This window comes from Methanotorris igneus Kol 5 (assembly GCF_000214415.1).
GTDB classification, from domain to species: Archaea; AGJL01; Methanococci; order Methanococcales; family Methanococcaceae; genus Methanotorris; species Methanotorris igneus.
This window is the reverse complement of record NC_015562.1, coordinates 1,720,149-1,746,415: the sequence shown is the minus strand read 5'-3', so window position 1 is coordinate 1,746,415 and position 26,267 is coordinate 1,720,149. Positions and strand designations below refer to the sequence as shown.

Sequence of the window (26,267 nt, the reverse complement as noted above, 5' to 3'; positions counted from 1 at the left end):
AAATAATTTTTCGACAACCTCAATTTTATAGAAAACTATATATATGAAATATCGTCATTATGTAATACTGTATTACTAAATCTTTTACAAGTGTGAAATAGTAAAAAAAGGTGAAACTATGCACATACCAGATGGATTTATGCCACTATGGGAATGCGGTGTTTTTTGGTTGATATCTTTGGCATTTATTGCGATGTCCTTAAAGTGGGCATCAAAAGAGCTTGATGAGAAAAAAGTTCCATTGTTCGCTGCTTTAGCAGCAGGTATCTTTGCTATTCAAGCAATGAACATGCCAATTCCATGGGGTACAAGTGGACATATGGTTGGTGGGGCTTTAACTGCAATAATATTTGACAGTCCATGGGCTGGAGTTTTAATGTTGACATTGGTTTTAATTGTTCAAGGTGTTTTCTTCGCAGATGGTGGATTGTTGGTTATGGGTGCAAACATCTTTAACATGGGAATTATTGGTAGTTTTGTAGGTTACTACGTATTTAAAGCATTGAAAAACATTGGAACTCCAATCGCTGCATTTGTTGCAGGATGGGCAAGCTTGTTCTTATCTGCAATAGTATGTGCAATAGAGATGGCAATCGCTGGAACATTCCCATTGGACAAAGGTCTCTACTACATGGGTCTCTACCACGCATGTATTGGAATAATTGAAGGGGCAATAACAGCAATAGTCATAGCATACCTCTCAAATGTAAAACCTGATTTAATTGGGGCAAAATCAACTGTCAATGAATAAAAAATCATCATATTAAATAAAGGTGATATTAAATGGACAACAAAAAAATTTTGTTGTATGGATTGGTAATATCTTTAATAATTGGTGTTTTGGCACCGTTCTTAGCATGTCCAAACCCAGATGGGTTAGAGAGTACGGCTGAGAAGATTATAAATGAAAAGACATTGCATCACAACCTTCAACAAATTGGTTTAGAGGAAGAGGGAACCGTTGTCCCATCTCCAATGCCAGATTACTCAATTGAAGGTATGGGTAAAGTTGGAGAGGTTATAGCAATGATTGTCGGGATTATAATAATATTGGCTGTTGCTTATGGGATAACTGTTGCTATTGCAAAGAAAAACTAAGCTTTTTATATTCTTCATTTATTTTTAATCTAAAGTGTCTATTTTAAATAAAATAAAACTATAATTTCAATAACAATTTACAATTTGGTGGTTTTATGCATATTTCATTATCATCACTTGAAAGGGAAAATTTTAAAGATAGTATAATCCACAAATTGGATGCGAGAGTTAAATTAGTTTTGACGCTCCTCATTATTTTTTATATAACCGTTTACAACAACGTATTTGCAATGTTGTTGGTTGAGGGTTATTTAATATTTCTAATAATATTGTCAAGATTATCTTTACTCTATATGTTTAAAAGAATAGCTCTTATATTGCCGTTTGGGGGAACCATTGCACTATTTCAACCATTTATTAAGGGGGATACTGTAATCTATTGCTTATTTGGCATGCCAATATATCAAGAAGGATTAACGTTTGGAATAATATTATTTCTAAAGGTCTTAGTTAGTGTCACAGGTATTGTTTTGCTATCTTCAACAACACCTATGTATGAGGTTATAAATGCAGCGAGAAAGTTGGGGCTTCCAAAGATTATGGCTATGCTCTTGGGGTTGATGGTGAGATATTTGTTTGTGATGTATGATGTCCTTGAAAACACAATAAAAGCACAAAAATCAAGGGGATTTAATAGAAAAAACTTATCCTACAAAAAAATACTCCATATATTCGGTTATACTGTAGGAAATTTGTTTTTAAGAGCTTATGAGCAGGGAGAAAAAACATACCTTGCAATGTTATCAAGATGCTATTCAAATGAATCAGATTTATTTTTACATAAAAAGAAAATTGGGGTTGAGGATCTTGCAATGATACTAATAACTATCATAGTTTTAGCTTTGGGTGTCTTTTTATTTTAATTAATAGAATTTCAAAAATTTTTAAAATATTATTTTTAACTCTTGGACGTTTTAAACTTTAAAAAGAAATTGGAATTATTTGCTAATATTTTTTAATTCTTTTTCAATCTCCCTAATTTTCTCAATGAAACTTTTAAAAAGTTTCATCAAAAAAAAAAAGAATAAGGTATTTTCGCTCAATGTCCTCTTATTTTTAATTCTTTTTCAATTTCCTTAATCTTTTCAATATTTGCTTTTGTTACAGGATATTTTGGAACTGCAAAACATTTAATCTCTTTACTTGTTGAAATCTCAAAAGTTCCTATTTCTTTTGCAATCTCTATTATTTCATTTTTGTCCATTCCAATCAAAGGTCTCAATATGGGCAATTCAATTCCTTCACTTATAGCCCTTAAATTCTTTAAGGTTTGAGATGCCACTTGTCCCAAATTATCTCCTGTAACGATAGCATCACAGCCCAAATCTTTTGCATATTTCTCCGCTATTTTTAACATAGTTCTCTTGCAGAATATACAGGTGTACTCTTCCTTGTCGAGCTTTTTAAGATTCTCTTTTATACTTTTCAACTCATCTCTAAAGTCTTTCACTACAAACCTCAAATCACAATCATAATCACTTAAAATACCTGCAAGTTTTCTTGTCTTTTTAAGCCCTTCTTCTGATAACTTTAAATGTAACAACGTAGCGTTGCACCCTCTTCTTATCATTAGATATGCAGCAACAGGGCTGTCAATACCATCAGACATTAAAACCAATACATTCCCTTGAGTTCCTACTGGTAATCCACCAATACCTCTAATTCTTTCTGTGAAAATAAATGCTCTATCCTTTAAAACTTCTATTTCAACGAGTATGTCAGGATTTTTTAAATCAACTTTTAATCCAAACTCCTCTATGATTTTCTCTCCAACAATACTATTTATTTCAGGGGATGTTAATGGGAAGTATTTCTGAACTCTCTGTGTTTTTACTGCAAAAGTTATCTCATCTTTATCAATGGATTTTAGTTTATCCTTAACAACTCTCTTTGCAGTTTTTACAATGTTGTCAATATCCAACTTACACTCGACACATGGGCTAAATGAACTTATTCCAGGAACTTTTCTTAGTAATTCAAGAGTTTTTTCAAAATCTTCCTTATTAACCTCTACTAATAACCTTGTGTGCAATATACTAACATCTGGGTGTATATCATATTTTTGAAGGAGTTTTCTTATACTCTTTGCAAGGAGTTCCTCAAATCTCTTCCTTGTTTGTTTTGACTTTGTCCCAATTTCACCGTATCTAACAATAATCTTTTCCAAAATACCACCTGTTAAACTCTTTCATTTTTATTTATCCTATGCAACTTTTAATTAAAAAATTAATTAAAAAATTAAAAAATTTTGATGGTTTGTAGTAAAATTATAGTCGTATGCGTTAGAAGGGTTTTTTGGCAAAATCCAAGGGATTTTGCCGAATATCTTTTGGCAAAACTGAAAGTTTTGCCGTATATAAAGTCATAAAGATTTATGCCTTATTTCAAATTTTAAGGAAGGATTATTGCCATTTAATGCCTTAATTCCCATCATGTATTTAAATATTTATAGATGTTAATTAATTTTTTCCATCTTTTTAACAGTATTGCTTTTTTAATAATAAAACTACTATAAATAATATTAATTAGTAATACTTTTGTATTCATGTCATACCCAAAAATCTTGGCATTATAACGTTGTGGTGTCTTTAATATTTAAAGTATATTGATTTAGTTATATATTTATATGTTTGATGGGGACTATGATTAAGGGAAAATAAAAAGTTAAAAAATTTATATCTAAATTGATATAAAATTTATTAAAAAGTTTTGGTGATAAAAATGGCTACATTGTTAGAAGAAGGTATTTGCATTATTAAGGATAAAGAAGTGGCTGAAAAACTATTAAATGATTTAAAATCAAAACACACTGATTGGAGAGAAATTAAAAAGAGAGCAGAAAGATTTAGGAAAAAACTGGAAGAGGGCGAAAGATGGTTAGAGAAGATGGAATTATAGTTCCACTAAAAAGATTATTAGAAAAATATGATGAAGAAAAAGTAAAAAATTTACTAAATAATTTTAGTTGTTCTAAAAATCCTGATGTTGAATTATTTTTAAAAAATACTGCAATATTGTTTGAAAAATTAAATAAAAGTAGAACCTATCTAATTTTCAAAAAAGATACTAAGGATATTTTAGCATACTTTACCTTAGCACTATCTATTTTAAAAATTGTTGATGAAGAAATATCAAAAAAGACGTTAAAAAAGTTAGATGGCATCTCTAAAGAAAAGAAAGAATTTTCTATCTATCTTATTGGACAACTGGGAAAAAACGATAAATTTTGGGATGAAATTAAGGGGGATATAATACTACAAGAAGCAATAGATACACTATGTAATGCAAATGAGCTTGTTGGGGGAAGGATAATCTTGGTAGAAACTCTAAATAATGAAAAGTTAATTAAATTTTATGAAAACAATGGCTTTAAAATTTTACAAAAAAGAAAAGACAAAAAAATTGATAAAGAAACAAATAATGAAATTATAATAGAGTATGTCCAGATGTATAAGATAATTTAATCAATTAACAAAAATAGGGGTTAAAATGGGGTTCATTCAAACAATCCCAATCTACAATAATAAGCCCAATATTCTACCTTATGAGAAAACAGTATTAGAGTTATTCAAAGAAAAGATAAACAAAGCCCTAAAAGAAAATAAAAAACTATCTATTTACTGTGCTGTTGGATATTTCTTTTTTGAAGGTTTAACTGAATTAATTATAGAACTTTCGCAAGTATATTTGAATATTTAATTATAATCACTACATTAAGTATATCTATTGTAATCTCATACTGTTATTTTGAATAACAAAAAATTTGTTTATGCTAAAAAAGAAACGTTATGTATTTTCAGAATGAATATATTTCACCCCTACCTTTCCAAAAACGGAAAGGTGATATTCTATATAATGAATATCTATTTATGGGTTTCAAAGAATTTTAGGATTAAAATTGCCTCTTTGATAATAGGGGTTTCATAGGAGCCCATAAAAAATTAAACCATAGAGTTGTGGAAAATTTCATAGTCCTTTTATATTTAAGGTCTTTTTCATAATTAATCCAAATATTTAAATATATTTACAAAACTCCTAAATTAAAAAATTTTGATGGTTTGTAGTAAAATTACATTAGTTGCATCCAAACAGAATAGATGCTTTCTTAAATTTTTTAATAAATTTGATTCCTAAACTCTCTCATCCCTACTCATTGCTATAATTCCATTGATTATTGAAACTGCCACTGGTGTTCCTCCCTTTGGTCCTATGGTTGTTATTGAAGGAACATCAGTTTTCCTCAGCAGTTCTTTCGATTCACTCGCCTGAACAAAACCTACGGGAACTCCAATAACAACTCTTGGCTTTATATTCTCTTCATTGATCATCCTTATAACTTCCAACAATGCAGTTGGGGCATTTCCAATAACAACAATCCCGTCATCTATCAAATCTTTTGCAATCCTTATTGAGGCCACTGCCCTTGTGATTTGTTCTTTCTGTGCAAGTTCATAAGTTTTTCTATCATTTATAAAACAATATGTATTATTGTATCTTATTCCCGCTTTTATCATGTTTATATCTACTACTATGGGCTTGTTTTCTTTTATTGCTTTGACTCCTTCCTCTACTGCATTATCTTTAAAATATATCAACTTTGCGTATTCCTCATCAGCAGTTGCGTGGACTACCCTCTCAATAATGCTTAATTCTTCTTTTGAGTAACTATTTATTTTATCCCCTAAAACATTCCTTATTTTATTCTTTACGATTTCTCTGGATTTTTCGGCAATGCTTATTCCCTCTTTTGTTATTGCTCCCATAAACTCATGAAATTTCAACATAACGACCTCCAACCCATAGTCGTGTGCGTTAGAAGGGTTTTGCAGCTCGAAGCTTCGCTTCGATTTCATCAAAATCGGATGCACTGCCTCGCTACGCTCGGCAGTGCCTCTTAGATATATTATAGCCATGCGTTAGAATTTGAAATATGGCTACAATAAATTTTTTTAAGATTATTTAGCATTATTTCAAATTTTAAGGGAAGATAACCACTATTTGAAATTCATAGGCATATAAATAAATTATGGCTATATTTACCCTTTTACTCTTAAAATAATTTTCTCCTCTGCGTTATCCTCTTTTATATGCACTAATTCTATTAAATCATCAATAATTGATGAAACATCAAACTCCAAAGTCCCCAAGAGGTCGTTGTCTGTATCAACTCTAAAGAATCCATCACTTGCAACCACTACAGTCCCTTCAACATGGACCCTACCAAAATACACTTCAATGTAATCCCCTTCTTCAATATTCTTGTGCATATACTCTAGAATTTCTTCGGGATCAACTTCCTTTTCAATACACATTTTTGGTGCAAAATGCCCTTTCATTTTAAACCCTCCAAAATTTTTTAAGATTTTAATAGTCCTTTTCACTCAACCTAATTAGCCTCTCGACTCCTCTTATTTCTTTTATAACTTCAGCAACCTCCTTTGGAACTAAAGGTTCCCATTCTTCTCCATTTAACATCCTTCTCCTAATCTCAGTTCCAGAGTATTCTTTTCTGTTAAACATCTCTGGTTTTTTAACCATATATCCTCTCTCCTCAAATAACTCCCTAACAAGTGAATTTCCTGAGTAAACCACGTCAAAAGGAGGTGTTAACGCCTCAACATAAGAGACCCAGATTGCATTGAACTCAATATCATTTATTGGGATTACATAATATTGAAAATCAAAATTTTTCAATGTTTTTGTTATCATCATTATTCTCTCTCCTGCAGTAAATGGGTTATCAAGGGTGTGGCTTTTTTGAGCACTTCCGATACCTATTATCAGCTCATCCACTTCCTTAGATATCTTCTTTATAACATTTAAATGTCCATTGTGGAATGGTTGGAACCTCCCAATAATAAAACCTCTCATAACCTCACCACTAAACCTAATGATTTATAGTTGATACGTAATTTTACAATAAAGAATATCTAAGATAGTATGCTCCACTTTGATCGGTACACTCTCTCTTTGATAAATCTTTTTAAGAAGTTTCATTATAAAATTTAGTAATGCCTATAATTTTTGTGTTTATGATTATGTAATCCTAAAATCCGTATCACAATTTTTAAATAATTAAATAATTATAAAACTGTTAAGTTATAAGTTATTAATTTATAAATAATGAGAATGGGAATTTTTATTTAACACCCTTTATTTATAAATTCCTTGTGGTGATAGTTCATGTTTTTTAAAAAACTATCAACAATTGAAAGGATATATAACATTGGATTGGAACTGAACCATTTGAGTGAAATCTTTGAAAAAATAACCAAGTTTCTAATAGAGTTTGAAGAAGATATAATAAAAACATATGCATCGAGTGTCCTAAATGAGATAACAGTAGAGGACATAATGACAAAAAATGTTTTGACCGTTCCAGAAGATATGGACTTGGAAAAATTTGAAAAACATATTAGAGAACATAAGCATTTGGGTTATCCTGTTGTTGATAAAGATGACAACATTCTTGGTATTGTCACCTTCAATGATTTAAAAAAGATTGGAAGGGAATTATTTAAAAAATTTAAAGTTAAAGATGTAATGACTCCTGAGGACAAGTTAATAACCGTATCTCCAAAAACAAGTGCAGCAGATGTCCAAAAAATCATGTGGAAGAATGATATTGGGAGGGTATTGGTTGTTGATGAGGATAACAATTTACTGGGAATTGTAACTAAAAGTGACTTGTTGAGGGCATCAGTGATTCTACTAAATGAAATGCCAAAAATAACAGAATGCAAACACATAACAAACTTCTATTTTTACGATAGTGATATGTCAAAGGTAAATAAACTTGCTGATGATATGGTTGTATTGCTTGGTGCGAGGGGATATGCTGTATCAGAAAAAGAAGGGTATATTGAAATACAAACAAGAGATTGGGAACCACTTGCAAAAATAATGAAGAGCAAGAATAGAGTAGATCATATCTCAATAACAACAAAAACATTAAACATACTTGACGAAAAAATTGTTAAAGAAATCATAGACCTCATTGAAAAATATTCATTTGAAGAGATTATAATAACCGACCACATAACATTAATTAATGAGAGGTCTTGCATTATGAGGATAATAACTGATATAACATCATTTAGAGAAAGCAAAAAGACCTTTGGAACTGTAACCATTAGAATAGACTTCTAAGAAATAACAACATGATGAGGTGATAAGATAAAGGTGCTTGGGATAGATATATCTGGAAGACATGAAGTATATGGGAAATTCTTAAGGCTCTACGCAGGGATTTTGGCTGAGATATCAGCAGATAGAGTAATACATGTCGAAAAGATTGAGGTGCATTACTCAGAGAGTACAACACAGACACCAAAGGATATAATAAAAGAGGTTAAAGAATTAATGAGTAAAATAAAAGGAAATTATGACTATATTGTTTGTGAAAAGGGGGAATTTTTTAGAATCCCAAAAGAACATGTTTCCAGTTTGTTGGGGAAAGAGGTAATTCATCCAAAAACATTGGGGGAGTTAGAGCTAATAAATATTGCTCACCATGTATCATACTCATGTAGAAAATTATTGTTGAAGGAATTAGATTTGAACAATGGAGAATCAGAATGAAATTGTGGAACAATCTGAATAATTTATTGTAAAATTCATTAATAATTATTTTATAGTAATTTTCAACTTATTGTTCATGAATTGTTTGTGAAAATCCCCATCTTTATCAAGTTATTTTGGTGAAAAAATGTATGAAATTGTTAGATATGAAGGAGGAGTATACAAGAATAATATTTTAAAGGAATGGATTGAAGATATCGGTGGCTTTGTTATTCAAGAGCATGTCATGCAGTTAGATGTTTATATGACCGTTGCTTTGCCCCAAAGTGAGATTGAGGCATTTAAAGAAGAAGCAAAGAAATATAAAGGGAAAGTAGTTGAGACACCATTGGCAGGGATTGAGATAGCAGTTGTTGCCCCAAGTTTGTCAAGGCATCACTTGCCACACACTGCATGTGATATATCTGAATATGTTAGGAGATTTGGAGCAAAGCCAAATATGATAGGTCTTGCACATGGGGCAGGGAAAAGTATAAGTAGAATTAGCGAGAGGGAGAAGAAACTCATCGAAGAGCATGATATTGCAATATATGTAATGGGTAATTTTGCAAATTGTATAAAAGACAAAACACACTTATTTGATGTGGATATTCCAGTAGTTGTAACTGGAGGGCCGGAGGAGTTAGATATCCCTTATCCATATGTTGGAAACTTAGGTAGGAGAGCACATAGGTTGAGACATGGGGAGGAAATTAGGGCATTGAGAAAAATGATAGACGTTGTTACAGAGTTGATAAATGAGAGGAGAAAAGAACTCTCTTACGATCCCCCAATTGTGCCACCAGTTGTCGTTAAGGACGAGATTGAGAAAAGAGTGGAGGAAGTATTTAACATACTCTCCCCAATGCCCATTGTTACACAACTTGATGGTTTAAGGATTAAAATGGATTATGACAAATACAAAGATAAAATTGCAAATGTTAAAGTAGGAAATTATGTTTTAAAAGATATTGCATATATAACAAGGTCTATGATGAAAAACTACATTCTTGTAAAGATAAAACCAAAATCGGAAGTTGAATTTGAGTTAGGCAAATAGTTGGAGGGAGATTATGGAAAATAGCAACGACAACCAAATAATAGAGATGCCAATACCCCCTGGGTTACCACAATCCATTATTGCCAGATTGTTGGAAATGTGTAATGTTAAGTTTGACCTTAGAAAAGATGAAATTCATGATGTAAAGTATCCTGTTTTATGTGGAACATTGGAGGATTTAAAAATAGCAAAGGAATACTTGGAGTTGGTTACAGAAACAAAATTAGCATTGAGGGAAATAGCAAGATTGGCAAGAAAATTCAAAACAAAAGTGAAACTATATACCAATGATGATGAATATAGATATATTTTAGAGATTATTGCAAATGATATAGCAAACAAAGATAAGATTGAAATTGTTGAAGAAGAGCCAGAAGGAGAATGTGAAGTTATAAAGGTTCTTGATAAAGAGGTTAAGGTTTACATTTAGCTCTTTTTCTTAATTTTATCTTGTATCATTTTAATACCTTTTATTAATCATTTATTTGAAATTCATTAGTGTGCCTTAATTCTCATCATATATTTAAATATTTATATATGTTAATTAATTTCTCCCATCTTTCTAACAGTATTCTTTTTTAATAAGCTATTGGAAATATATTCAAAGTATATTGATGTAGTTATATATTTATATATTTGATGGGAACTATGGTTTACAATATCATCAAAATTAATTCCCTAACAATCTTTGCCGCTGCAATAGCAGTAATCCCTCCAATATCATAATGCGGAGATACCTCAACAACATCAAAACCAATAATCCTATCGTTAACTTCTTTTAAATTATATAGGGAATTCAATAACTCTCTTGTTGAAAATCCACAAGGTTCTGGTGTTCCTGTTCCAGGGGCAAATGCAGGGTCTAAAACGTCAATATCAACAGTTAAATATATTGGTTTATCTAAATCCTTAATTTCTTTTACATCTTCCTTACTCATTAACTCCATGGATAATTTTGTATTTTTTGCAAATTCCCACTCCTCTCTATCCCCACTCCTAATCCCAAATTGGTAGATGTCTTTTGTTAATTCATAGCATCTCCTAATAACACATGCATGGGACAACTTGTTCCCCAAATACTCATCCCTCAAATCACAATGGGCATCAAAGTGCAAGACCACCAAATCTCCATAGATATCCTTCGCTGCCTTAACAACAGGGTAGGTTACTGAGTGTTCTCCTCCAAGCATTATTGGAATTTTTTCGCTCTTCATTATGTCTTTTGAGGCTTGATATATCCTCTCAAATGTTTCTTCCTGACTTCCATAAATAAAAATGTCCTGCATATCGCAAAAATTGCAATCAACCAAATCCTTCCTTAAAATTGGGCTGTATGTTTCCAATCCCCATGACGCCTCTCTTATTGCCTTAGGACCGAATCTTGTCCCTGCTTTAAAACTTGTAGTTCCATCGTACGGGATTCCAAAAATAACTGCATCTGCATTTTCAAAGTCATCACTTGCACATATAAACTTTGTATAATCCTCAAAATATTCCATTCTATCCCTCACTAATATGGTAAAATATTATATCAAAAATATTTGCAAATCCGCCTATTAGGATTAAAATTTGCACATAACCATAAGTAAAAGAATGGTTAATATAAAAATGTTTTTAGAAAATTTAGCACAATTCTCCAAATAAGCCAAATGTCTTAGCGTCGGTTATCTTTATCTCTTTAAATGTTCCAATTTCTGCATTCTTATTAAATCTAACAACTTTGAAATTGTGCGTAATTCCTTTACCTTCCTCAGTTACTAAAACTCTCATCTTCTTTCCAATGTATTTTTTATTATTCATATAACTTAACTCTCTTCTCAACTTATCAAGAATCTCAGACCTTCTTTTTCTTATTTTTGTATCAATTTGTTTCATCCTTGCCGCTTCTGTGTATTTTCTCGATGTATATTTGGCCCCATGAATGTAATCTGGTTTTAACTTTCTTAAAACTTCGAGTGTGTTCTCAAAGGCTTCTTCTGTTTCTGTTGGAAAACCAACAATAATGTCCGTTACAAAAGTTAAGTCCTTTATCTTTTTTCTAAATTCATTTACAATTGAGATGAACTCATCAACTGTATATTCCCTCTTCATTGCCTTTAAAACATCATCATCCCCACTCTGCAATGGTAAATGTAAGAGTTTAGCAACCTTCTCATCCTTATATGCTTCAATTAAATCATCTAAAATATTCTCTACATTCTTAGCGTGCATCATACCTATTCTCATTATGAATTCTCCTTCAATACTACATAAGTCATTTATTAAGTTTGGGAGGTTATCGTTCCTATCAAATCCATAGCATGCAGTATCTTGCGCAGTTATCAATAAACATTTTGTTCCAGAGTTTATTAGTTCTTTTGCCTTCTCTACGAGTTTCTCTCTACTGTATGAAACCAATCTTCCTCTTGCTATTTTTACAATACAGTATGAGCAGTTTCCTATGCATCCCTCACTTATTGGAAGTGGAGTTATCAATGAAGGGGATAAATATTTAAGTTTCTCCTCTAAGTTTATATCTTTTTCAATGGAGCTTTTTTCAATAAAGTGTTTATAAAGAATCTTTCCGGATAAATGTGCTTCTCTTGGCATAATTAAAAGATCTGCCAAATTTTCAACCTTCTTTTTAAGTGCCTTTGCTAAACAGCCAGCCACAACAACCTTTTTATTTAATGATTTGAAGTAATTTATTCGTGCAAACATTCTGTTCTCAGTTTCCAACCTAACAACGCAAGTGTTTATAATTACTAAATCCGCATCCTCAATATTACTTGTTATCTCAAAACCATAATCCCTCAATGAATTCTCTATGATGTTTGTGTCTGCCGTGTTTAATGTGCATCCGTATCCTTCAACATAAACTTTCATATCCACCACCAAGTTTATTTATAATGACAAAAATATTTAGAACATTAACCATCATTAAATTTCTAAGAAGTTTTATTTATCACAATAAAAATTTGACTTTAAATAAATGATTATTTGAAATTATTGATTATATAAATGAGTTTAAAAATTAATGGCAAAACCTAAAGGTTTTGCCGTATTTTTTTAATCTCCGAGAGAAATACCAAGTGAAGCAAGGTATATATCATTTGGATGAAACCAACCATAAGGCCCGAATTGCAAAATCCCGAAGGAATTTGTTTAATCGGAGCTCCGAAGGAGCGAAGAGCTGCAAAATCCGTAAGGATTTCGCTCAATTTTAAAAGTTTCGGTGAGAATATGAAAGCGAGTGAGAGTGTTTATAAAGCAATTAAAAAATCAGGAATTGATTTTATAGCAAGTGTCCCATGTGCAAATTTAAAAAATTTGCTAAATTATATTTATAACGATAAAGAAATTCTCCATGTTCCAGTCACAAGAGAAGAAGAAGGTTTTGGTGTTTGTGCAGGGGCACATTTGGCTGGAAGAAAAACAGCATTGTTAATGCAAAACTCTGGGTTAGGGAATTCTATCAACGCTATTGGTTCTTTGTGTAAAGTTTATGGTATCCCTCTACTTTTAATAATCAGCCATAGAGGAGATTTAAAAGAGAAAATTCCTGCACAAATTCCCATGGGGCAGTGGACAAAGAAACTTTTAGACGTTGTTGGAATTCCTTACTACTGTCCAAAGACTCCAGAAGAGGCATATAAAATTATACCATATGCATCAGAATTTTCCATTAAAATGGGGTATCCTGTGGCGGTTTTGTTGGATGCTTTGTATTGGGAATATGATAGCATATAAAGTTTTTGTAACTATCCAATTATATAAATAATTGACTATATAAATGTATTGGTATCACCAAAAATTTATACTATTTCCTGCCTTAGTTGATGAAAACTTTATTAAAAAGTTAGATATTGCTGGTGTTGTAAATGGTTAAGGTAAAAATTTGTGGGATAACAAATAAGGAGGACATGGCTTACATTTCCCAAAAAGTGCATGCTGTTGGAATGATTATCGATGTGCCTGTAGAAACGCCAAGAAAAATATCATTGAGCAAAGCGGTAGAATTAAAGAAGTATGTATGCCCATTCACGTCAATTGTTGCTGTTATGATGCCAGAGAGTATTGAAGAAGTTTTGAGGGTTGAGAATGCCCTAAAACCAAATGCTATACAACTACATGGTCATGAGAGTGTTAAATTTTTGAAGAAATTAAAAAATTTGAGAGAAAATGGAGAAATAAATTCAAAAATAATAAAAGTTCTACACGTCCCAAAAGAAAACCCTAACTTAGATAACTTAATAAAAACTGCAAAGGAATATGAAAAGTATTGTGATGCTTTATTGGTTGATACAAAAATAGAAAGGATAAAAATTGAAGGAAAGACCCACGATTGGGAAATCTCTAAAACTATAAGAGAAAGTATAGAAAAACCATTAATCTTAGCAGGCGGTTTAAATAAAGACAATGTCAAAAAAGCCATTGAAATTGTTAAGCCGTTTGCCATTGATGTTTCTTCCTCTCTTGAAAGTGAGAAAGGTAAAAAAGATTTTAAAAAAGTTGATGAGTTTTTAGATGTTGTGAAAGCATTATAATAATAAAAATTCTTTTAATTTTTTTGTTTAAAGTTTTCATGTTCGTTTTGCATGTTTATTCTTATCCTAATAACTTTTAATGCTATAGCACCCATTAACGTTGCTAACCAATATGATATAAACCTATCCAACAAAGTCCCAACCGCAGCAATTGAGGATGGGACATTTAAAACTGAATATGTTGCAATCATAACTGTATCTGATGTCCCCAATCCCCCCGGGAGTGTTGGCAATATCCCCACAAGAAGAGAAATCAAGTATGTTGCTGCTATAACAAAAAATGGAGCAAAATATGAAATGGACACAAATATTATATAAACTCTAAAAATATCGAGTATCCACCACAATAGCGATAATATCCCACACACAATAAGTTCTTTTTTCCTACCCTTAAAGAACAACAAACTATTTTGGAATTCTTCTATGGATTTATTTATCTTCTCCTCATCAAATGTCTTTGATGAAAATTTGCTAATCAACTTTGTAATTTTTAAAACAATTCTAAATGCCAATCTTTTATGCATTAGGATATAGATGCTTAAGATTGTCAAACATAGAATAAGAAACCATACCAAGATGAATATTTTAGCATACATTATGCCATTAATTAAGAAATATAAAATGACTATTGAAGTTAACAGCAAAAAAACGGCACTATCTAAAAGTCTCTCAACGACTACTGTGGAGAACGTTATGTGATATGGGATGTTTTCCAACTTTGATAAATAATATGCCCTAAATGGCTCACTACCCCCTTTCATTGATGGGGTTATGTTATTTATAAATTGTCCCATGAGAATTAGGAGGAAGAGGTTTTTAAACTTTGCATTAAATCCAATTATCCTTATTAGATACTTCCATCTTATAACAAGAGCAACCAACGTGAATAGGTATATAAAGAACGCTAATGTAAAACATACAGGATTCGTTTTCATCAATACTTCTATGATTTCATAAATCCCTATGTAAAAAATTATGGCAAATATTATTAAAATTCCTAATATAAAAAATAGAAGGTTCCTCAAAATTTTTGTTTTAGATTTATTTGCCATGTTAACCCCAATATAACTTTTATCTTAAAAATTTTAAATTTAATTAAAAATTAAAGAAGAAATAAAAATAAGAGTTTCAAAATTTTAGATATAGTCGTGTGCGAAATATATACGGCAAAACCTTCGGTTTTGCCATTAATCCATACGGCAAAGCCCTTTGGGTTTTGCTATTAATTTTTAGACTTATTTATGCGTTAATGAATTTTTAAATAATTGTTATCCTTCATTAAAATATACGGCAAAACCTTTTTAGGTTTTGCCAAAAAATTGAAATAACACATTAATCTTAAAAATTTACTAATGCCATATCCCAAATTATACGGCAAAATCATTTAGATTTTGCCAAATATCTCTAACGCACACGACTATAATTTAGACAATGTATTTAATAATTCTTGCGAATGCTGGCCTTGTGATAAATACACCAATTAAAACCCCTGCTATTGTTGTTATTGCAAACCCTTTAAGCATTCCAACCCCCATGACAAATAAAGGTGTCATTGCTGCAATTGTTGTTCCTGCTGCTGCAAATATAATGAAGAACGCTCTTTTTATACTTTTTTTGAGTTTCTTTGTCCCTTTCAGTACTTCATCAGTTATGACTATTTGGTCATCTACACCCGTCCCTACAGCCGCAATAATACCTGCAATTGATGCTAAATCAATCTTCCAATCAATTAAGGAAGCAAAGCCTAATATCAACAAAATCTCTGATGCACATGTGAATAAGATTGGTAGTACAATTTTTGGTTGCTTATATCTTACTCCAACCACAAGTCCAACAGCAATAAATGCCAACAAACCAGCAATCAATGCTCCTTTAACAAATTCCTTTCCAAGTGTTGGGGATATGGAGCTTACATATTCAATCTCAACTTTAACCGGTAAAGAACCTGATTTCAATGCTGTATAAATTGCCATCGCTTCGTCTTCTTCTTCTTTTGTTGGTGGATAAGGCCCAACAGTAATAACCTGTCTTGGATGTGGTTTACCATCGGTAAGTTCTTCTGCTAGCACTGGAGCACTTATCAACTTTCCATCCATGTAGAGCTCAACTCTGTGATACGCTTTTCCTTTTGCCACTTCTGCAAATTTCTTAGCCCCTTCTAATGTTAATTCAAACGGCACACCATAAGCCCAAGAATTTCCTTGTGGTATTTTTTGAGGAATTTCTACACTTTTGACGTCTTTTCCTGTATAAGCAGTTATGTTATCAATTTTTGCAACAAAAACTCCCTGTTTACTCAAAATTTTCTCTATTCTTTCCAAATCAGCACTTTTTGGAATTTCAACAATGATTTCGTCATTTCCCCTTGGATAAATTCTAACGTCACTTAACCCATTTGCATTCAACCTTTTTCCAAGAATATCAACAGTCAATGTTATTTCCTCATCAGTCATTGGTCTTTCAGATTTTAATACAATTATAGAACCCCCACTTAAATCAATACCAAGAGAAACGCCTTTAAATGCTATTAGCAATATAGAAGCCACGAGAGAAATTAAGAGTATTAATATTTTGCTATCTTTTAAAAGTTTCATACTATCTCCTCAAGGATTTTATTGAAAGTTTTATGCCATTTTGCAAAAATATGAATGTAATTAAATGTTCATGAAACATAGCATTAATTGAGTTTTAAGATAATAATATTGTGACACTCATTCGTAAAACTACCATAAATGCACAAACACAATAAGGTATTAGAAATTTATAAAACATAGTTATTAGGACATTTTTAACTTATATTTAAATTTTTTCTTGAGGTTGTCGAAAAATACGAATACTATAAATAATAGTAATAATAATTATGAGCGGCAGAAAAACCAAAAGAAAAGGATACTGGAAAGCCTACGATAAGAGGTTTAAGATATTCAATATTAAGTACACTTATGATTTTGTTTCATTTATTATAAATATTTTACTTCCATATAAAGAAAAACGCAAAGTAGGAAGGCCTTTAGCTATAAGTTACAATGAATATATAGCTACTCTAATAATAAAACACATTTTTAGAATTAGTTTAAGAGATTTAGAAACTCTTTCCGATTATTTACATAAAAAGCATATAGATAGCTCCACATACGGAAAAGCTTTTCAGAGGATTAAAATAAGCGATTTAACTAAAATAATCGTTGGATTACACTTAATTATTGCTAATTCGTTAAAATCATCGGTTATAATTTACATAGCTGATTCCACTGGAGTCCATTTATTAAGAGTGTATTGTGAAAGAATCAGAGTTGTGAATAATGAAATAAAAAAGGTAAAGTATCGGGTTTTTGACAAAATGCACGTATTAGCTTGCTATTATAAAGATTATGGATTAATTTCGATTGTTATGGTAAAATGGGATAATGGATATAGTTCAGACAGTAAAAACTTACTAAAAATGATAAAATCTTTAGATTTTGTGAAAGGTGCGATAATATTGTTGGATGGTGGTTACGATGATGAAGATTTACTTAGAGAGTTGTTATCCATAGACCTCATTCCAATAGTTAAAACAAAAGAGTTTAAATGGGATTACGGTATTTCTAAAATCAGAAAGAAAGTTAAAAAATTGTTTGATAAGAAACTGTATAAAATTAGAGGGGTAATAGAAGCGATATTTGGAGGGCTAAAAACTAAATTTAGATTAACTCTAAATGAAAAACTACCTGAAAGTAGATGTAGAGCTACTTTAGCAGTAGCAATCGTTCATAATATTTTAACACTAATGAGAGTTATTAGTATTAGAGAGTAATATTTAAATTCATTGATGAAATAATTTTTCGACAACCTCTTATAATCAATAAATTTCAAATATAGTTGTGTGCGTTAGAAATTTAGGCGAAAACTCCTGCGGAGTTTTCGCTGCTCGAAGCTTCGCTTCGATGAACATAACTTTAATAAAATTTATGGAGTATTAAACACTCAATTTCAAAATTTAAAGGAGGAAAAATGACCACTTAAAATTTTATAAGTTTTTATAATAAGTTTAAAAAAATTCGCACACAACTATAATCGTTATGCATTCATTAAAATTTGAAATAACGCATTAACCTTAAAAATTTACTAATAGCATATTCCAAATTATACGGCAAAACTTTTAGTTTTGCCAAAAGATATACGGCAAAATCCCTTGGATTTTGCCAAAAAACCTTTCCAACGCACACGACTATATATTTTTTAGGAACACTTATATTTTCGGTGAGAACATGGGCATTGAAGAAGAAATTAGGAGGATTGAAGAGGAATTAAAAAACACCCCATACAACAAAGCTACTCAAAAACACATTGGAAGATTGAAGGCAAAACTTGCAAAATTGAGAGAAGAACAGAACAGACAGAGGGGTGGTGGAGGCGGTCATGGTTATGCCGTAAAAAAATCAGGAGATGCAACAGTAGCATTTGTTGGATTCCCATCAGTTGGGAAATCAACCCTACTAAATAAATTAACAAATGCTCATTCAGAAGTTGGGGCTTACGCATTTACCACATTAAAAATAGTCCCCGGAATTATGGAATATAAAGGGGCAAAGATCCAAGTTTTGGATGCTCCGGGTATTATTACAGGAGCTTCTTCTGGTAAAGGTAGAGGAACTGAAGTTTTAGCAGCGGTGAGAAGTGCAGATTTGATATTGCTTGTAGTTGATGTTTTTTCATTAGAGCATTTACCAGTTATTGAAAAAGAGTTGTTTAATGTTGGTATTAGATTGGATCAACAGCCACCAGATGTGAAAATTGTTAGAAAAGAGAGAGGAGGAATAACAGTAAACACAACAGTCCCATTAACTCATTTAGATGAGGAGACCATAGTGGCAATTTTGAATGAATACAAAATACACAACGCAGATGTCGTTATAAGGGAAGACATAACCGCAGACCAACTTATTGATGTTATCATGGGCAATAGGGTTTACATCCCATCATTAGTTGTTGTAAATAAGATTGATTTGGCAACTGAGGAGCAATTGAAGGAGATTGAAGAGAAATTAAAGGATAGACCTCATGTTCTTGTATCGGGGCATAAAGAAATTAACCTTGATAAATTAAAGGAAGCTATATATAACACACTTGGATTTATAAAGATATATTTAAAACCTCAAGGAAAGAAACCTGATTTTGATGAACCTCTCATTATGTTGAGGGGTTCAACTGTTAGAGATGTGTGTAACAAATTGCACAGAGATTTCGTTGAGAACTTCAGATATGCCCAAGTTTGGGGTAAATCAGCAAAACACCCTGGGCAGAGGGTTGGATTAGACCACGTTTTGGAAGATGAAGACATTTTAACGATTGTTATAAAGAGAAGCAAGTAAAAATTTGGCAATGTGGTTGTAATGAATGAGGAAACATACAATAAAATAATAGAAGCGGGTAAAATAGTATCTAAGGTAAGAGAAGAGGCAATAAAGATGATAAAGCCAGGAGTTAAGTTGTATGATGTGGCAGAGTTCGTTGAGAATAGAATTAAGGAATTGGGTGGAGAACCAGCATTCCCGTGCAATATTTCAATAAACAATATTGCTGCCCATTACACTCCATGTCATAATGATGATAAAATATTTGGAGAGAATGATGTTGTAAAATTAGATTTAGGAGCTCATGTTGATGGGTATATTGCAGATACTGCCATTACTGTTGATTTATCAAATTCCTATAATGATTTAAAAAAGGCAGCAGAGGATGCATTAGAAACGGTAATTAAAGAAATAAACCCCCCAATGAATGTTGGTGAAATGGGGAGGATTATTGAAGAAGTTATTAATAGTTATGGATATAAGCCAATTTCAAACCTCTCTGGGCATGTTATGTATAGGTATGTTCTGCATTCAGGTATAAGCATTCCAAATGTTAAAGAGCGAACTAATGATGTTGTTGATGTTGGAGATTTGGTTGCAATTGAGCCATTCGCAACTGATGGGTTTGGAATGGTTAAGGATGGGAGTGTTGGGCATATATATAAATTTATAACCTCAAAACCTATGCGATTACCTACTGCAAGAACATTATTAAAGAAGATAGAGAAAGAATATCCTTATTTACCATTTGCCGAAAGATGGGTTGTCAAAGAAAATCCAAAATTCAAAACAGCATTAAAGAGTTTGATTATGGCAGGGTGCGTTTATAGTTACCCTACCTTAGTTGAGAGAAACAATGGAATGGTTACACAGGCAGAACATACAGTATTGATTACTGAAAATGGTGTTGAGGTTGTAACTAAATAAACCTGCACTTTCAAATGAATAATATTTTTATTTTACTACAAAAACTATTGGTTGTTTGCGTTATAAAGGTTGAAAACTTAATCAAAATTAAAAAGATGAATTATGCCTTATTTAAATAATTTTGACCTCTTTCAATTCCATTATGCCAAGAAATCCCGCAAACGACTATATATTTAACAATTTTAAGGGGTTGAGATTGTGATAGTTATTTTAAACAACGGCGGGCAGTATGTCCATAGGATATATAGGAGTTTGAAATATATGGGAGTTCCTTCAAAAATCATCCCAAATACAACACCATTGGAAGAAATTGAGCAGAACGAAGAAATAAAGGGCATTATATTAAGTGGAGGGCCAGATATTGAAAAAGCAAAGAACTGTATAAATATAGCTTTAAATGCAAAACTTCCAATATTGGGTATTTGCTTAGGGCATCAACTCATAGCAAAAGCATACGGCGGAGAAGTTGGAAGGGCAGAAGCAGAGGAATATGCAAGCACAAAGGTGTATGTTATAGAGGAGAATGATTTATTTAAAAATGTTCCAAAAGAGTTCAACGCTTGGGCATCACACAAGGATGAGGTTAAAAAAGTTCCAGAAGATTTTGAGATTCTTGCATACTCAGATATATGTGAAGTTGAGGCAATGAAGCATAAGAAAAAACCAATTTATGGAGTCCAATTCCATCCTGAGGTAGCACATACTGAATATGGCTCAGAGATTTTGAAGAACTTTTGTAAAGTTTGCGGATTTAAGTTTGATGAATAATTTTTTATAAATTTTAAAACCTATTTTTGTGGTATAAATTTTTCAAAAACATCTAAATATGCTAAAAATTTTTTAAGGTGTTATAATTATGATTGAAAACTATTCTGAACTTTTTTTAAAAAAAATGAGAGAAAAACATCTAAAGAAAAGAAAAGAATCAAATCCAAATAAACCAATTGCCACATGGGTTCAAGATGATATTTTTTTGGATAAAAGTATTGGGAAATCCCTCACCATTATACTTAGAACAGTTGGATGCAGATGGGCGTATGAAAGTGGAGGATGCACGATGTGTAGTTATTTGATGGATTCGTCCCCAACTCCAATATCTGCAGAGAACTTAAAGAAACAGTTTGATTATGCCATTGAAAAAGTAAAAGATTTGGATGAGTTCAGCGTAAAAATCTTCACATCTGGGAGTTTTTTGGATGAATTTGAAGTGCCAAGAGAAGCAAAGGAATATATTTTTGAGAGATTGGGAAAGTTGGAAGAAGAAGGGAAATTAAAAGAAATAGCAATTGAATCACGACCAGAATTTATAACAGAAGAGAACTTAAAGAATATTAGGGAATATATTAAAGATATAAATGTTGAGATTGGTGTAGGGGTTGAGACGTTTAACGAAGAGATTAGGAACATTGCTATTCATAAAGGTGTTACAACAGAAGACATAATAAATGCTATAAACATTGCGAAAAAATATAATGTTGGGATAAAGGCATATTTACTAATAAAACCCCTCTTTATAACTGAAAAAGATGCTATATTGGATGCAATAAACTCAGCAAATAAAGCATTTGAAGTTGGATGTAGTAGAGTTTCTTTCTGTCCAGCAACAGTCCACAAAGGGACATTGATGGAATATTTCTGGTCAAAGAATCAATACCGCCCTCCATTTTTATGGAGTATAATTGAAATATTAAAAGAAGTCAAATCAAAAAATCCAGACAAGATCGTTATGTGTGATACCTCAGGTATTCCTACAAAAAGAGGAGCACATAATTTATATGGTTGTGAATGCAACTATAAAATAAAAAATGCAATAGAAAAATTCACATTAACGCAAGATATCGATGTTTTAGATGTTGAATGTAAATGCAGAAAATATTGGGAAGGTTTTATTGAGATGGAAGAAAAGAACATCGTTCCTTTGGGGGATAAGTATTAAAATATATAATAAATTATAGTCATGTGCAGAAGACATACGGCAAAACCTTTGGTTTTGCCGTTAAATTTTGATATGGGAGTATAACATCTTAAAATTTATTGTAGTTTTAGTTTAAATTACAATGCACATGACCATAATTTGTATTACATTATTTACATTATTTTTTGAATGAGTCTATAATTTTTTTCAGAGTTCTTTCCAATTCTTGCAAATAACTCTTGTAATCCCCTTCATTAACAATCATGTAATCTGCAAGTGCAATAACTCCACCAATGGAAAAGCCCAACTCTCTCATATCCCTCTTAACAAACTCTTCCCAATCCATGGTGTCATCTTCTCTTTTCCTCTTCATTAATCTCTCAAATCGTGTTTTTGGAGAAGCATGTATGGCAATGGTTAAGAACGGATAGTATTTTTTAAAATAGTTGACTTCATATAAACTTCTAACACCCTCAATTATAACAAAATCATAATTTGCAAAATATTTTTCAATATATTTTAAGCACGGCACTGCAATAGCCTCTTTTCCATACATTTCTCTCAACTTTATTGCCATATTACCAACATTTTCGGGAGTTAATTCCAGACCCTTCTTTCTTGTCTCTTCCCTAACCACATCCCCCATTGAAACTACTGGAATGTTAAACTTTTTTGCTACTTCCTTTATAGCACTCTTTCCAGAACCCGGCATCCCTGTAATCCCTATTAGCACCTCAACCATAGTCATCCTCCTGTTAAGTTATAGTTGTTCGCGAAATTATACGGTAAAACCCTATTTTGCCATATTAAATTTCAAAATTTGACTTATTCACCTTAAATTTATTGGCAGTTGTAACCAACCATTAACGCGAACAACTATACTTTATTTAATGCTTTCATAGTAACATTGTAGGTATGATTTATTGCATCTATGTTATTGTGTCCAACATCTTTTGAACTTGCAATTATGTAATATCCAGCAATAACTGCAGCAGACACAATTGCAGCCATAAGAATTGAGAACTCTAAGGATATTTGCCCCCTGGTAGAGTGTATTAATTTTTTAACTTTTTTTAACATGATAATTCACCTGTTTAAGTCAAAAAATTATAATTAACACTAAAAGCACAATTCTATGAGAAGGTTGGTTGTGAATTATGGTTAGGTGTTTAATAAAGATATCTAATTCATTATCCTATATATATCTATACGAAATGAACGGAATTATTGGGTTGGGAAAAGTAAAAGAAAAAAGAGAAGTACTACGGCAAAACCTAAAGGTTTTGCCAAATTGGCGATTGATGTAAAGCTCCTTATACTTATTTAGGTGATATCATGCTTATAATTAGAAAACCTAAGAAAAAGAAGGATGAAATTGAGGTTGTAGATTTAATCAACGAGAAAAAATATTATGCCTTATTGAGAAAAGAAGGGAATAAGATAAGGCCATATAAATGTAGAGAGGAAGACAAATTAATCCAACCAGCAAAGTTCATGAATATTTTAAAGAACAACAAGATTCTCCTAAGCAAAGATGAAGAGACCTTAAGAATAGAGGATTTTCTAAAAACAAACAATTTAAAATATGAATATATTGAGTTGTGTCCATTTTGCTTAACAAAAGGGAAATATAAAGAACTTTATGACAAATACAGTTACTATGGTAGGTGTATATGCTTAGATTGTGCCATCGAAGAAGTTAAAAATGAAGTCAATATTAACGAAGAGTTTATTAGAAAACTTTTGAAGAGATTTAGGGACGTTGAAAGAGTAATAGAAATATTCAAAACAAACAGACCATTAGATAACCCAGAATTGACAAGATACGATGTATTAGTAGGAAGTGAAGAGGATAAAATAGAAAACTATAAAATAGATGAATTAAGCATTCCCAAAGAATTAAAGGAAATTATAAAAGAAAGGGGAATAGAAGAACTCCTTCCAGTCCAAACACTTGCTGTTAAAGGTGGGTTATTGGAGAATAAAGATCTCCTTATAATGTCAGCCACATCTTCTGGAAAAACACTCATTGGCGAACTTGCAGGAATTAAAAATCTATTAGAAGGTAAAGGAAAATTTCTGTTTTTAGTGCCACTTGTAGCATTAGCAAATCAAAAGTATCTTGAATTTAAAGAGAGGTATGAAAAATTGGGGCTAAAAGTATCTTTAAGGGTAGGAATGGGAAGATTAAGCAAACCAAAAGAAGAAATAAACACTGACATAAATGCGGATATTATTGTTGGTACTTATGAGGGAATTGATTATTTAATAAGAACTAAAAAATTAAAGGATGTGGGGACTGTTGTTATTGATGAGATTCATTCCCTCAACATGGAAGATAGAGGAGCAAGGTTAGATGGATTGATTGGAAGATTGAGAGAGTTGTTTAATGCCCAAATGATTTATCTCTCTGCCACAATTGGAAATCCAAACGAACTTGCAAAAAAACTAAATGCAAGGGCAATAATATACAATGGGAGACCAGTCCCATTAGAGAGACACGTAATATTTGCAAAGAATGAATATAACAAGTTAAATTTGATTAGGGAGATTGTAAAAAGAGAGTTCAACACAATATCCAAATATGGCTATAGAGGGCAGAGTTTAATTTTCACCTACTCAAGAAAAAGGGCAGAATACATAGCGAGGTTTTTAAATTCAAAAGGAATTAAGGCAGATTACTACCATGGAGGTATGGAGTATTCAAGGAGAAGAAGGGTAGAGGATGATTTTTTAAACCAAAAAATCATGTGCGTTGTAACAACAGCTGCACTTGCTGCGGGGGTTGATTTTCCAGCATCTACAGTAATACTCGAGAGTTTGGCGATGGGAGGGGATTGGTTAAATCCATCTGAATTCCAACAGATGTGTGGAAGGGCAGGAAGAAAGGGAATGCACGATATTGGAAAGGTCTATTTGCTGGTTGAAATAGGGAAGAAGTATCATGCAAAGATGGAAATGAGCGAGGATGAAGTGGCATTTAAACTCCTAAACTCTGAGCCAGAAGATGTTAATGTTGAATACAATGAGGATGAAGAGTTAGAACAAATACTCGCCACAATAACTGCTGGAATAACAAATAAATTTGAATTGGACAGAGTTCCGTTGCTTGGTAGAAATTTGGATTTAGATTATGTTCTCAATAAATTGGGAGGATATGGTATGGTTGAAGTGATTGGAAATAATGTATATCCAACAAAATATGGATATGCAACTTCAATATCCTTCCTATACCCAAAAGATGCAGAGATTATAAGGGAAGCAATTAAAAATAAAGAGGAAATTATGGAGTTAATTGTGAAAATTTTGCCATTTGACAACATCTACATTTCCCCATCACTAAAAAATAAACTATCAAGGATATTTCACATAAATATTCCTTCAAGATTCGTTGATGCACTGCAGATAATAAAAGAGAACTTTGAGAGAGTTAGAGAGAAACATTTAAAGGAAATGCTAATACCAATTATCTTGGAATTTGAGGAAGAGGAAGAAGTTATTCCAAAAATATCAAAGACCATCATAAATTTGAGGATGAATAAAAAAACACCATCACAGATCTCAAAAATACTCTATGAAGATTATAGAATCCAAACTTACAGTGGGGATATTTACACATACTTGGAAAATGTGATTAAATTGTTGGATGCAATAGAAAGGATTGGTAACATATACAATAAAAACTATGCAATTAGAGCAAAGGAATTAAAAGAGAGAATAGAAAATCCATATCAAAAATAGTAGATTCCTTAACTTAAATATTTAGTTTTTTTAATTATATTTCTCCAAAATGGATAATACAACACAACACCAAAAAACCGAAACTTTTATATAGTATTAAATTC

28 protein-coding genes are annotated in these 26,267 nt (G+C 31.7%); 18 read left to right on the top strand and 10 right to left on the bottom strand.

Features of this window, described 5'->3' with window-relative positions:
• Positions 1–118: 118 nt before the first annotated feature.
• The 3 genes from cbiM (at position 119) to cbiQ (ending at position 1,961) form a co-directional block, all read left to right on the top strand.
• Positions 119–751: a cobalt transporter CbiM gene (cbiM, locus tag METIG_RS08575; protein WP_013799827.1), complete on the top strand. Its 633-nt coding sequence runs from the start codon at positions 119–121 to the stop codon at positions 749–751.
• Between the two features lie 32 nt (positions 752–783).
• Positions 784–1,098, top strand: a complete 315-nt coding sequence (locus METIG_RS08570; RefSeq protein WP_013799826.1) for a PDGLE domain-containing protein — start codon at positions 784–786, stop codon at positions 1,096–1,098.
• 95 nt (positions 1,099–1,193) lie between these two features.
• Positions 1,194–1,961, top strand: a complete 768-nt coding sequence (gene cbiQ, locus METIG_RS08565) for a cobalt ECF transporter T component CbiQ (RefSeq protein ID WP_013799825.1) — start codon at positions 1,194–1,196, stop codon at positions 1,959–1,961.
• Between the two features lie 176 nt (positions 1,962–2,137).
• On the opposite strand, the gene thiI is transcribed toward cbiQ, so the two are convergent.
• Complete coding sequence (thiI, locus tag METIG_RS08560) at positions 2,138–3,265, bottom strand: tRNA uracil 4-sulfurtransferase ThiI (protein WP_013799824.1); 1,128 nt, start codon at positions 3,263–3,265, stop codon at positions 2,138–2,140.
• A 554-nt stretch (positions 3,266–3,819) separates the two neighbouring features.
• Between thiI and METIG_RS09480 the strand changes: the two genes are divergently transcribed.
• The 3 genes from METIG_RS09480 to METIG_RS08550 are packed head-to-tail and all read left to right on the top strand — an operon-like array spanning position 3,820 to position 4,797.
• Complete coding sequence (locus METIG_RS09480; protein ID WP_013799823.1) at positions 3,820–3,996, top strand: hypothetical protein; 177 nt, start codon at positions 3,820–3,822, stop codon at positions 3,994–3,996.
• The gene (locus METIG_RS08555; protein ID WP_013799822.1) at positions 3,972–4,562 is read left to right on the top strand and encodes a hypothetical protein; all 591 of its coding nucleotides are present in this window, start codon (positions 3,972–3,974) and stop codon (positions 4,560–4,562) included. Before METIG_RS09480 ends, METIG_RS08555 begins: the two co-directional genes overlap by 25 nt.
• A 25-nt stretch (positions 4,563–4,587) precedes the next feature.
• On the top strand, positions 4,588–4,797 hold the full coding sequence (locus METIG_RS08550; protein WP_013799821.1) for a hypothetical protein: 210 nt from the start codon (positions 4,588–4,590) through the stop codon (positions 4,795–4,797).
• Positions 4,798–5,228: 431 nt separating this feature from the next.
• Here the strand turns inward: METIG_RS08550 and METIG_RS08545 are convergent, their stop codons facing one another.
• The 3 genes from METIG_RS08545 to METIG_RS08535 all read right to left on the bottom strand — a co-directional run bounded on the left by METIG_RS08545 (position 5,229) and on the right by METIG_RS08535 (position 6,969).
• Positions 5,229–5,861, bottom strand: coding sequence for a cobalt-precorrin-8 methylmutase (locus METIG_RS08545; protein WP_048055718.1), 633 nt, complete (start codon positions 5,859–5,861; stop codon positions 5,229–5,231).
• A gap of 273 nt (positions 5,862–6,134) precedes the next feature.
• Positions 6,135–6,434, bottom strand: a complete 300-nt coding sequence (locus tag METIG_RS08540; RefSeq protein WP_013799819.1) for a DUF2097 domain-containing protein — start codon at positions 6,432–6,434, stop codon at positions 6,135–6,137.
• Positions 6,435–6,462: 28 nt separating this feature from the next.
• Complete coding sequence (locus METIG_RS08535) at positions 6,463–6,969, bottom strand: nicotinamide-nucleotide adenylyltransferase (RefSeq protein ID WP_013799818.1); 507 nt, start codon at positions 6,967–6,969, stop codon at positions 6,463–6,465.
• A 312-nt stretch (positions 6,970–7,281) separates the two neighbouring features.
• Between METIG_RS08535 and METIG_RS08530 the strand changes: the two genes are divergently transcribed.
• From METIG_RS08530 to METIG_RS08515, 4 genes are all read left to right on the top strand, one after another.
• The gene (locus METIG_RS08530; protein WP_013799817.1) at positions 7,282–8,247 is read left to right on the top strand and encodes a CBS domain-containing protein; all 966 of its coding nucleotides are present in this window, start codon (positions 7,282–7,284) and stop codon (positions 8,245–8,247) included.
• Between the two features lie 33 nt (positions 8,248–8,280).
• Complete coding sequence (locus METIG_RS08525; RefSeq protein ID WP_013799816.1) at positions 8,281–8,679, top strand: DUF2209 domain-containing protein; 399 nt, start codon at positions 8,281–8,283, stop codon at positions 8,677–8,679.
• Between the two features lie 127 nt (positions 8,680–8,806).
• Complete coding sequence (locus METIG_RS08520) at positions 8,807–9,718, top strand: methanogenesis marker 7 protein (protein WP_013799815.1); 912 nt, start codon at positions 8,807–8,809, stop codon at positions 9,716–9,718.
• Positions 9,719–9,731: 13 nt separating this feature from the next.
• Entirely contained in the window at positions 9,732–10,148 is a 417-nt protein-coding gene (locus tag METIG_RS08515; protein WP_013799814.1) for a hypothetical protein, read from the top strand.
• 223 nt (positions 10,149–10,371) lie between these two features.
• Here the strand turns inward: METIG_RS08515 and speB are convergent, their stop codons facing one another.
• Both speB and METIG_RS08505 read right to left on the bottom strand, forming a co-directional pair.
• A complete protein-coding gene (gene speB / locus METIG_RS08510; protein WP_013799813.1) occupies positions 10,372–11,217 on the bottom strand; it encodes an agmatinase in 846 nt (281 codons plus the stop codon).
• A gap of 124 nt (positions 11,218–11,341) precedes the next feature.
• Positions 11,342–12,583, bottom strand: coding sequence for a tRNA (N(6)-L-threonylcarbamoyladenosine(37)-C(2))-methylthiotransferase (locus METIG_RS08505; RefSeq protein ID WP_013799812.1), 1,242 nt, complete (start codon positions 12,581–12,583; stop codon positions 11,342–11,344).
• Between the two features lie 357 nt (positions 12,584–12,940).
• Between METIG_RS08505 and comD the strand changes: the two genes are divergently transcribed.
• Together comD and METIG_RS08495 are read left to right on the top strand one after the other, a co-directional pair.
• On the top strand, positions 12,941–13,447 hold the full coding sequence (gene comD / locus METIG_RS08500; protein WP_048055604.1) for a sulfopyruvate decarboxylase subunit alpha: 507 nt from the start codon (positions 12,941–12,943) through the stop codon (positions 13,445–13,447).
• A 131-nt stretch (positions 13,448–13,578) separates the two neighbouring features.
• Complete coding sequence (locus METIG_RS08495; RefSeq protein WP_013799810.1) at positions 13,579–14,244, top strand: phosphoribosylanthranilate isomerase; 666 nt, start codon at positions 13,579–13,581, stop codon at positions 14,242–14,244.
• Between the two features lie 14 nt (positions 14,245–14,258).
• Here the strand turns inward: METIG_RS08495 and METIG_RS08490 are convergent, their stop codons facing one another.
• Positions 14,259–15,296 (bottom strand): UPF0104 family protein, encoded by a 1,038-nt coding sequence (locus METIG_RS08490; protein ID WP_013799809.1) that lies wholly within the window; start codon positions 15,294–15,296, stop codon positions 14,259–14,261.
• 372 nt (positions 15,297–15,668) lie between these two features.
• On the bottom strand, positions 15,669–16,838 hold the full coding sequence (locus METIG_RS08485) for a preprotein translocase subunit SecD (protein WP_013799808.1): 1,170 nt from the start codon (positions 16,836–16,838) through the stop codon (positions 15,669–15,671).
• A 266-nt stretch (positions 16,839–17,104) separates the two neighbouring features.
• Between METIG_RS08485 and METIG_RS08480 the strand changes: the two genes are divergently transcribed.
• The 5 genes from METIG_RS08480 to METIG_RS08460 all read left to right on the top strand — a co-directional run bounded on the left by METIG_RS08480 (position 17,105) and on the right by METIG_RS08460 (position 22,443).
• Positions 17,105–18,040: a transposase gene (locus tag METIG_RS08480; protein WP_013798476.1), complete on the top strand. Its 936-nt coding sequence runs from the start codon at positions 17,105–17,107 to the stop codon at positions 18,038–18,040.
• A 454-nt stretch (positions 18,041–18,494) separates the two neighbouring features.
• Positions 18,495–19,598 (top strand): OBG GTPase family GTP-binding protein, encoded by a 1,104-nt coding sequence (locus METIG_RS08475; protein ID WP_013799807.1) that lies wholly within the window; start codon positions 18,495–18,497, stop codon positions 19,596–19,598.
• Between the two features lie 21 nt (positions 19,599–19,619).
• Entirely contained in the window at positions 19,620–20,507 is an 888-nt protein-coding gene (gene map / locus METIG_RS08470) for a type II methionyl aminopeptidase (RefSeq protein WP_013799806.1), read from the top strand.
• Between the two features lie 198 nt (positions 20,508–20,705).
• On the top strand, positions 20,706–21,275 hold the full coding sequence (locus METIG_RS08465) for a GMP synthase subunit A (protein WP_013799805.1): 570 nt from the start codon (positions 20,706–20,708) through the stop codon (positions 21,273–21,275).
• Between the two features lie 88 nt (positions 21,276–21,363).
• Positions 21,364–22,443, top strand: coding sequence for an archaeosine biosynthesis radical SAM protein RaSEA (locus tag METIG_RS08460; protein WP_013799804.1), 1,080 nt, complete (start codon positions 21,364–21,366; stop codon positions 22,441–22,443).
• Positions 22,444–22,600: 157 nt separating this feature from the next.
• Here METIG_RS08460 and METIG_RS08455 read toward each other — a convergent pair whose 3' ends face one another.
• Positions 22,601–23,164, bottom strand: a complete 564-nt coding sequence (locus METIG_RS08455) for an AAA family ATPase (protein ID WP_013799803.1) — start codon at positions 23,162–23,164, stop codon at positions 22,601–22,603.
• A gap of 134 nt (positions 23,165–23,298) precedes the next feature.
• Complete coding sequence (locus tag METIG_RS08450; protein WP_013799802.1) at positions 23,299–23,502, bottom strand: class III signal peptide-containing protein; 204 nt, start codon at positions 23,500–23,502, stop codon at positions 23,299–23,301.
• A gap of 255 nt (positions 23,503–23,757) precedes the next feature.
• On the opposite strand from METIG_RS08450, the gene METIG_RS08445 reads away from it, so the two are divergent.
• A complete protein-coding gene (locus METIG_RS08445; RefSeq protein WP_013799801.1) occupies positions 23,758–26,163 on the top strand; it encodes a DEAD/DEAH box helicase in 2,406 nt (801 codons plus the stop codon).
• Positions 26,164–26,267 lie beyond the last annotated feature (104 nt).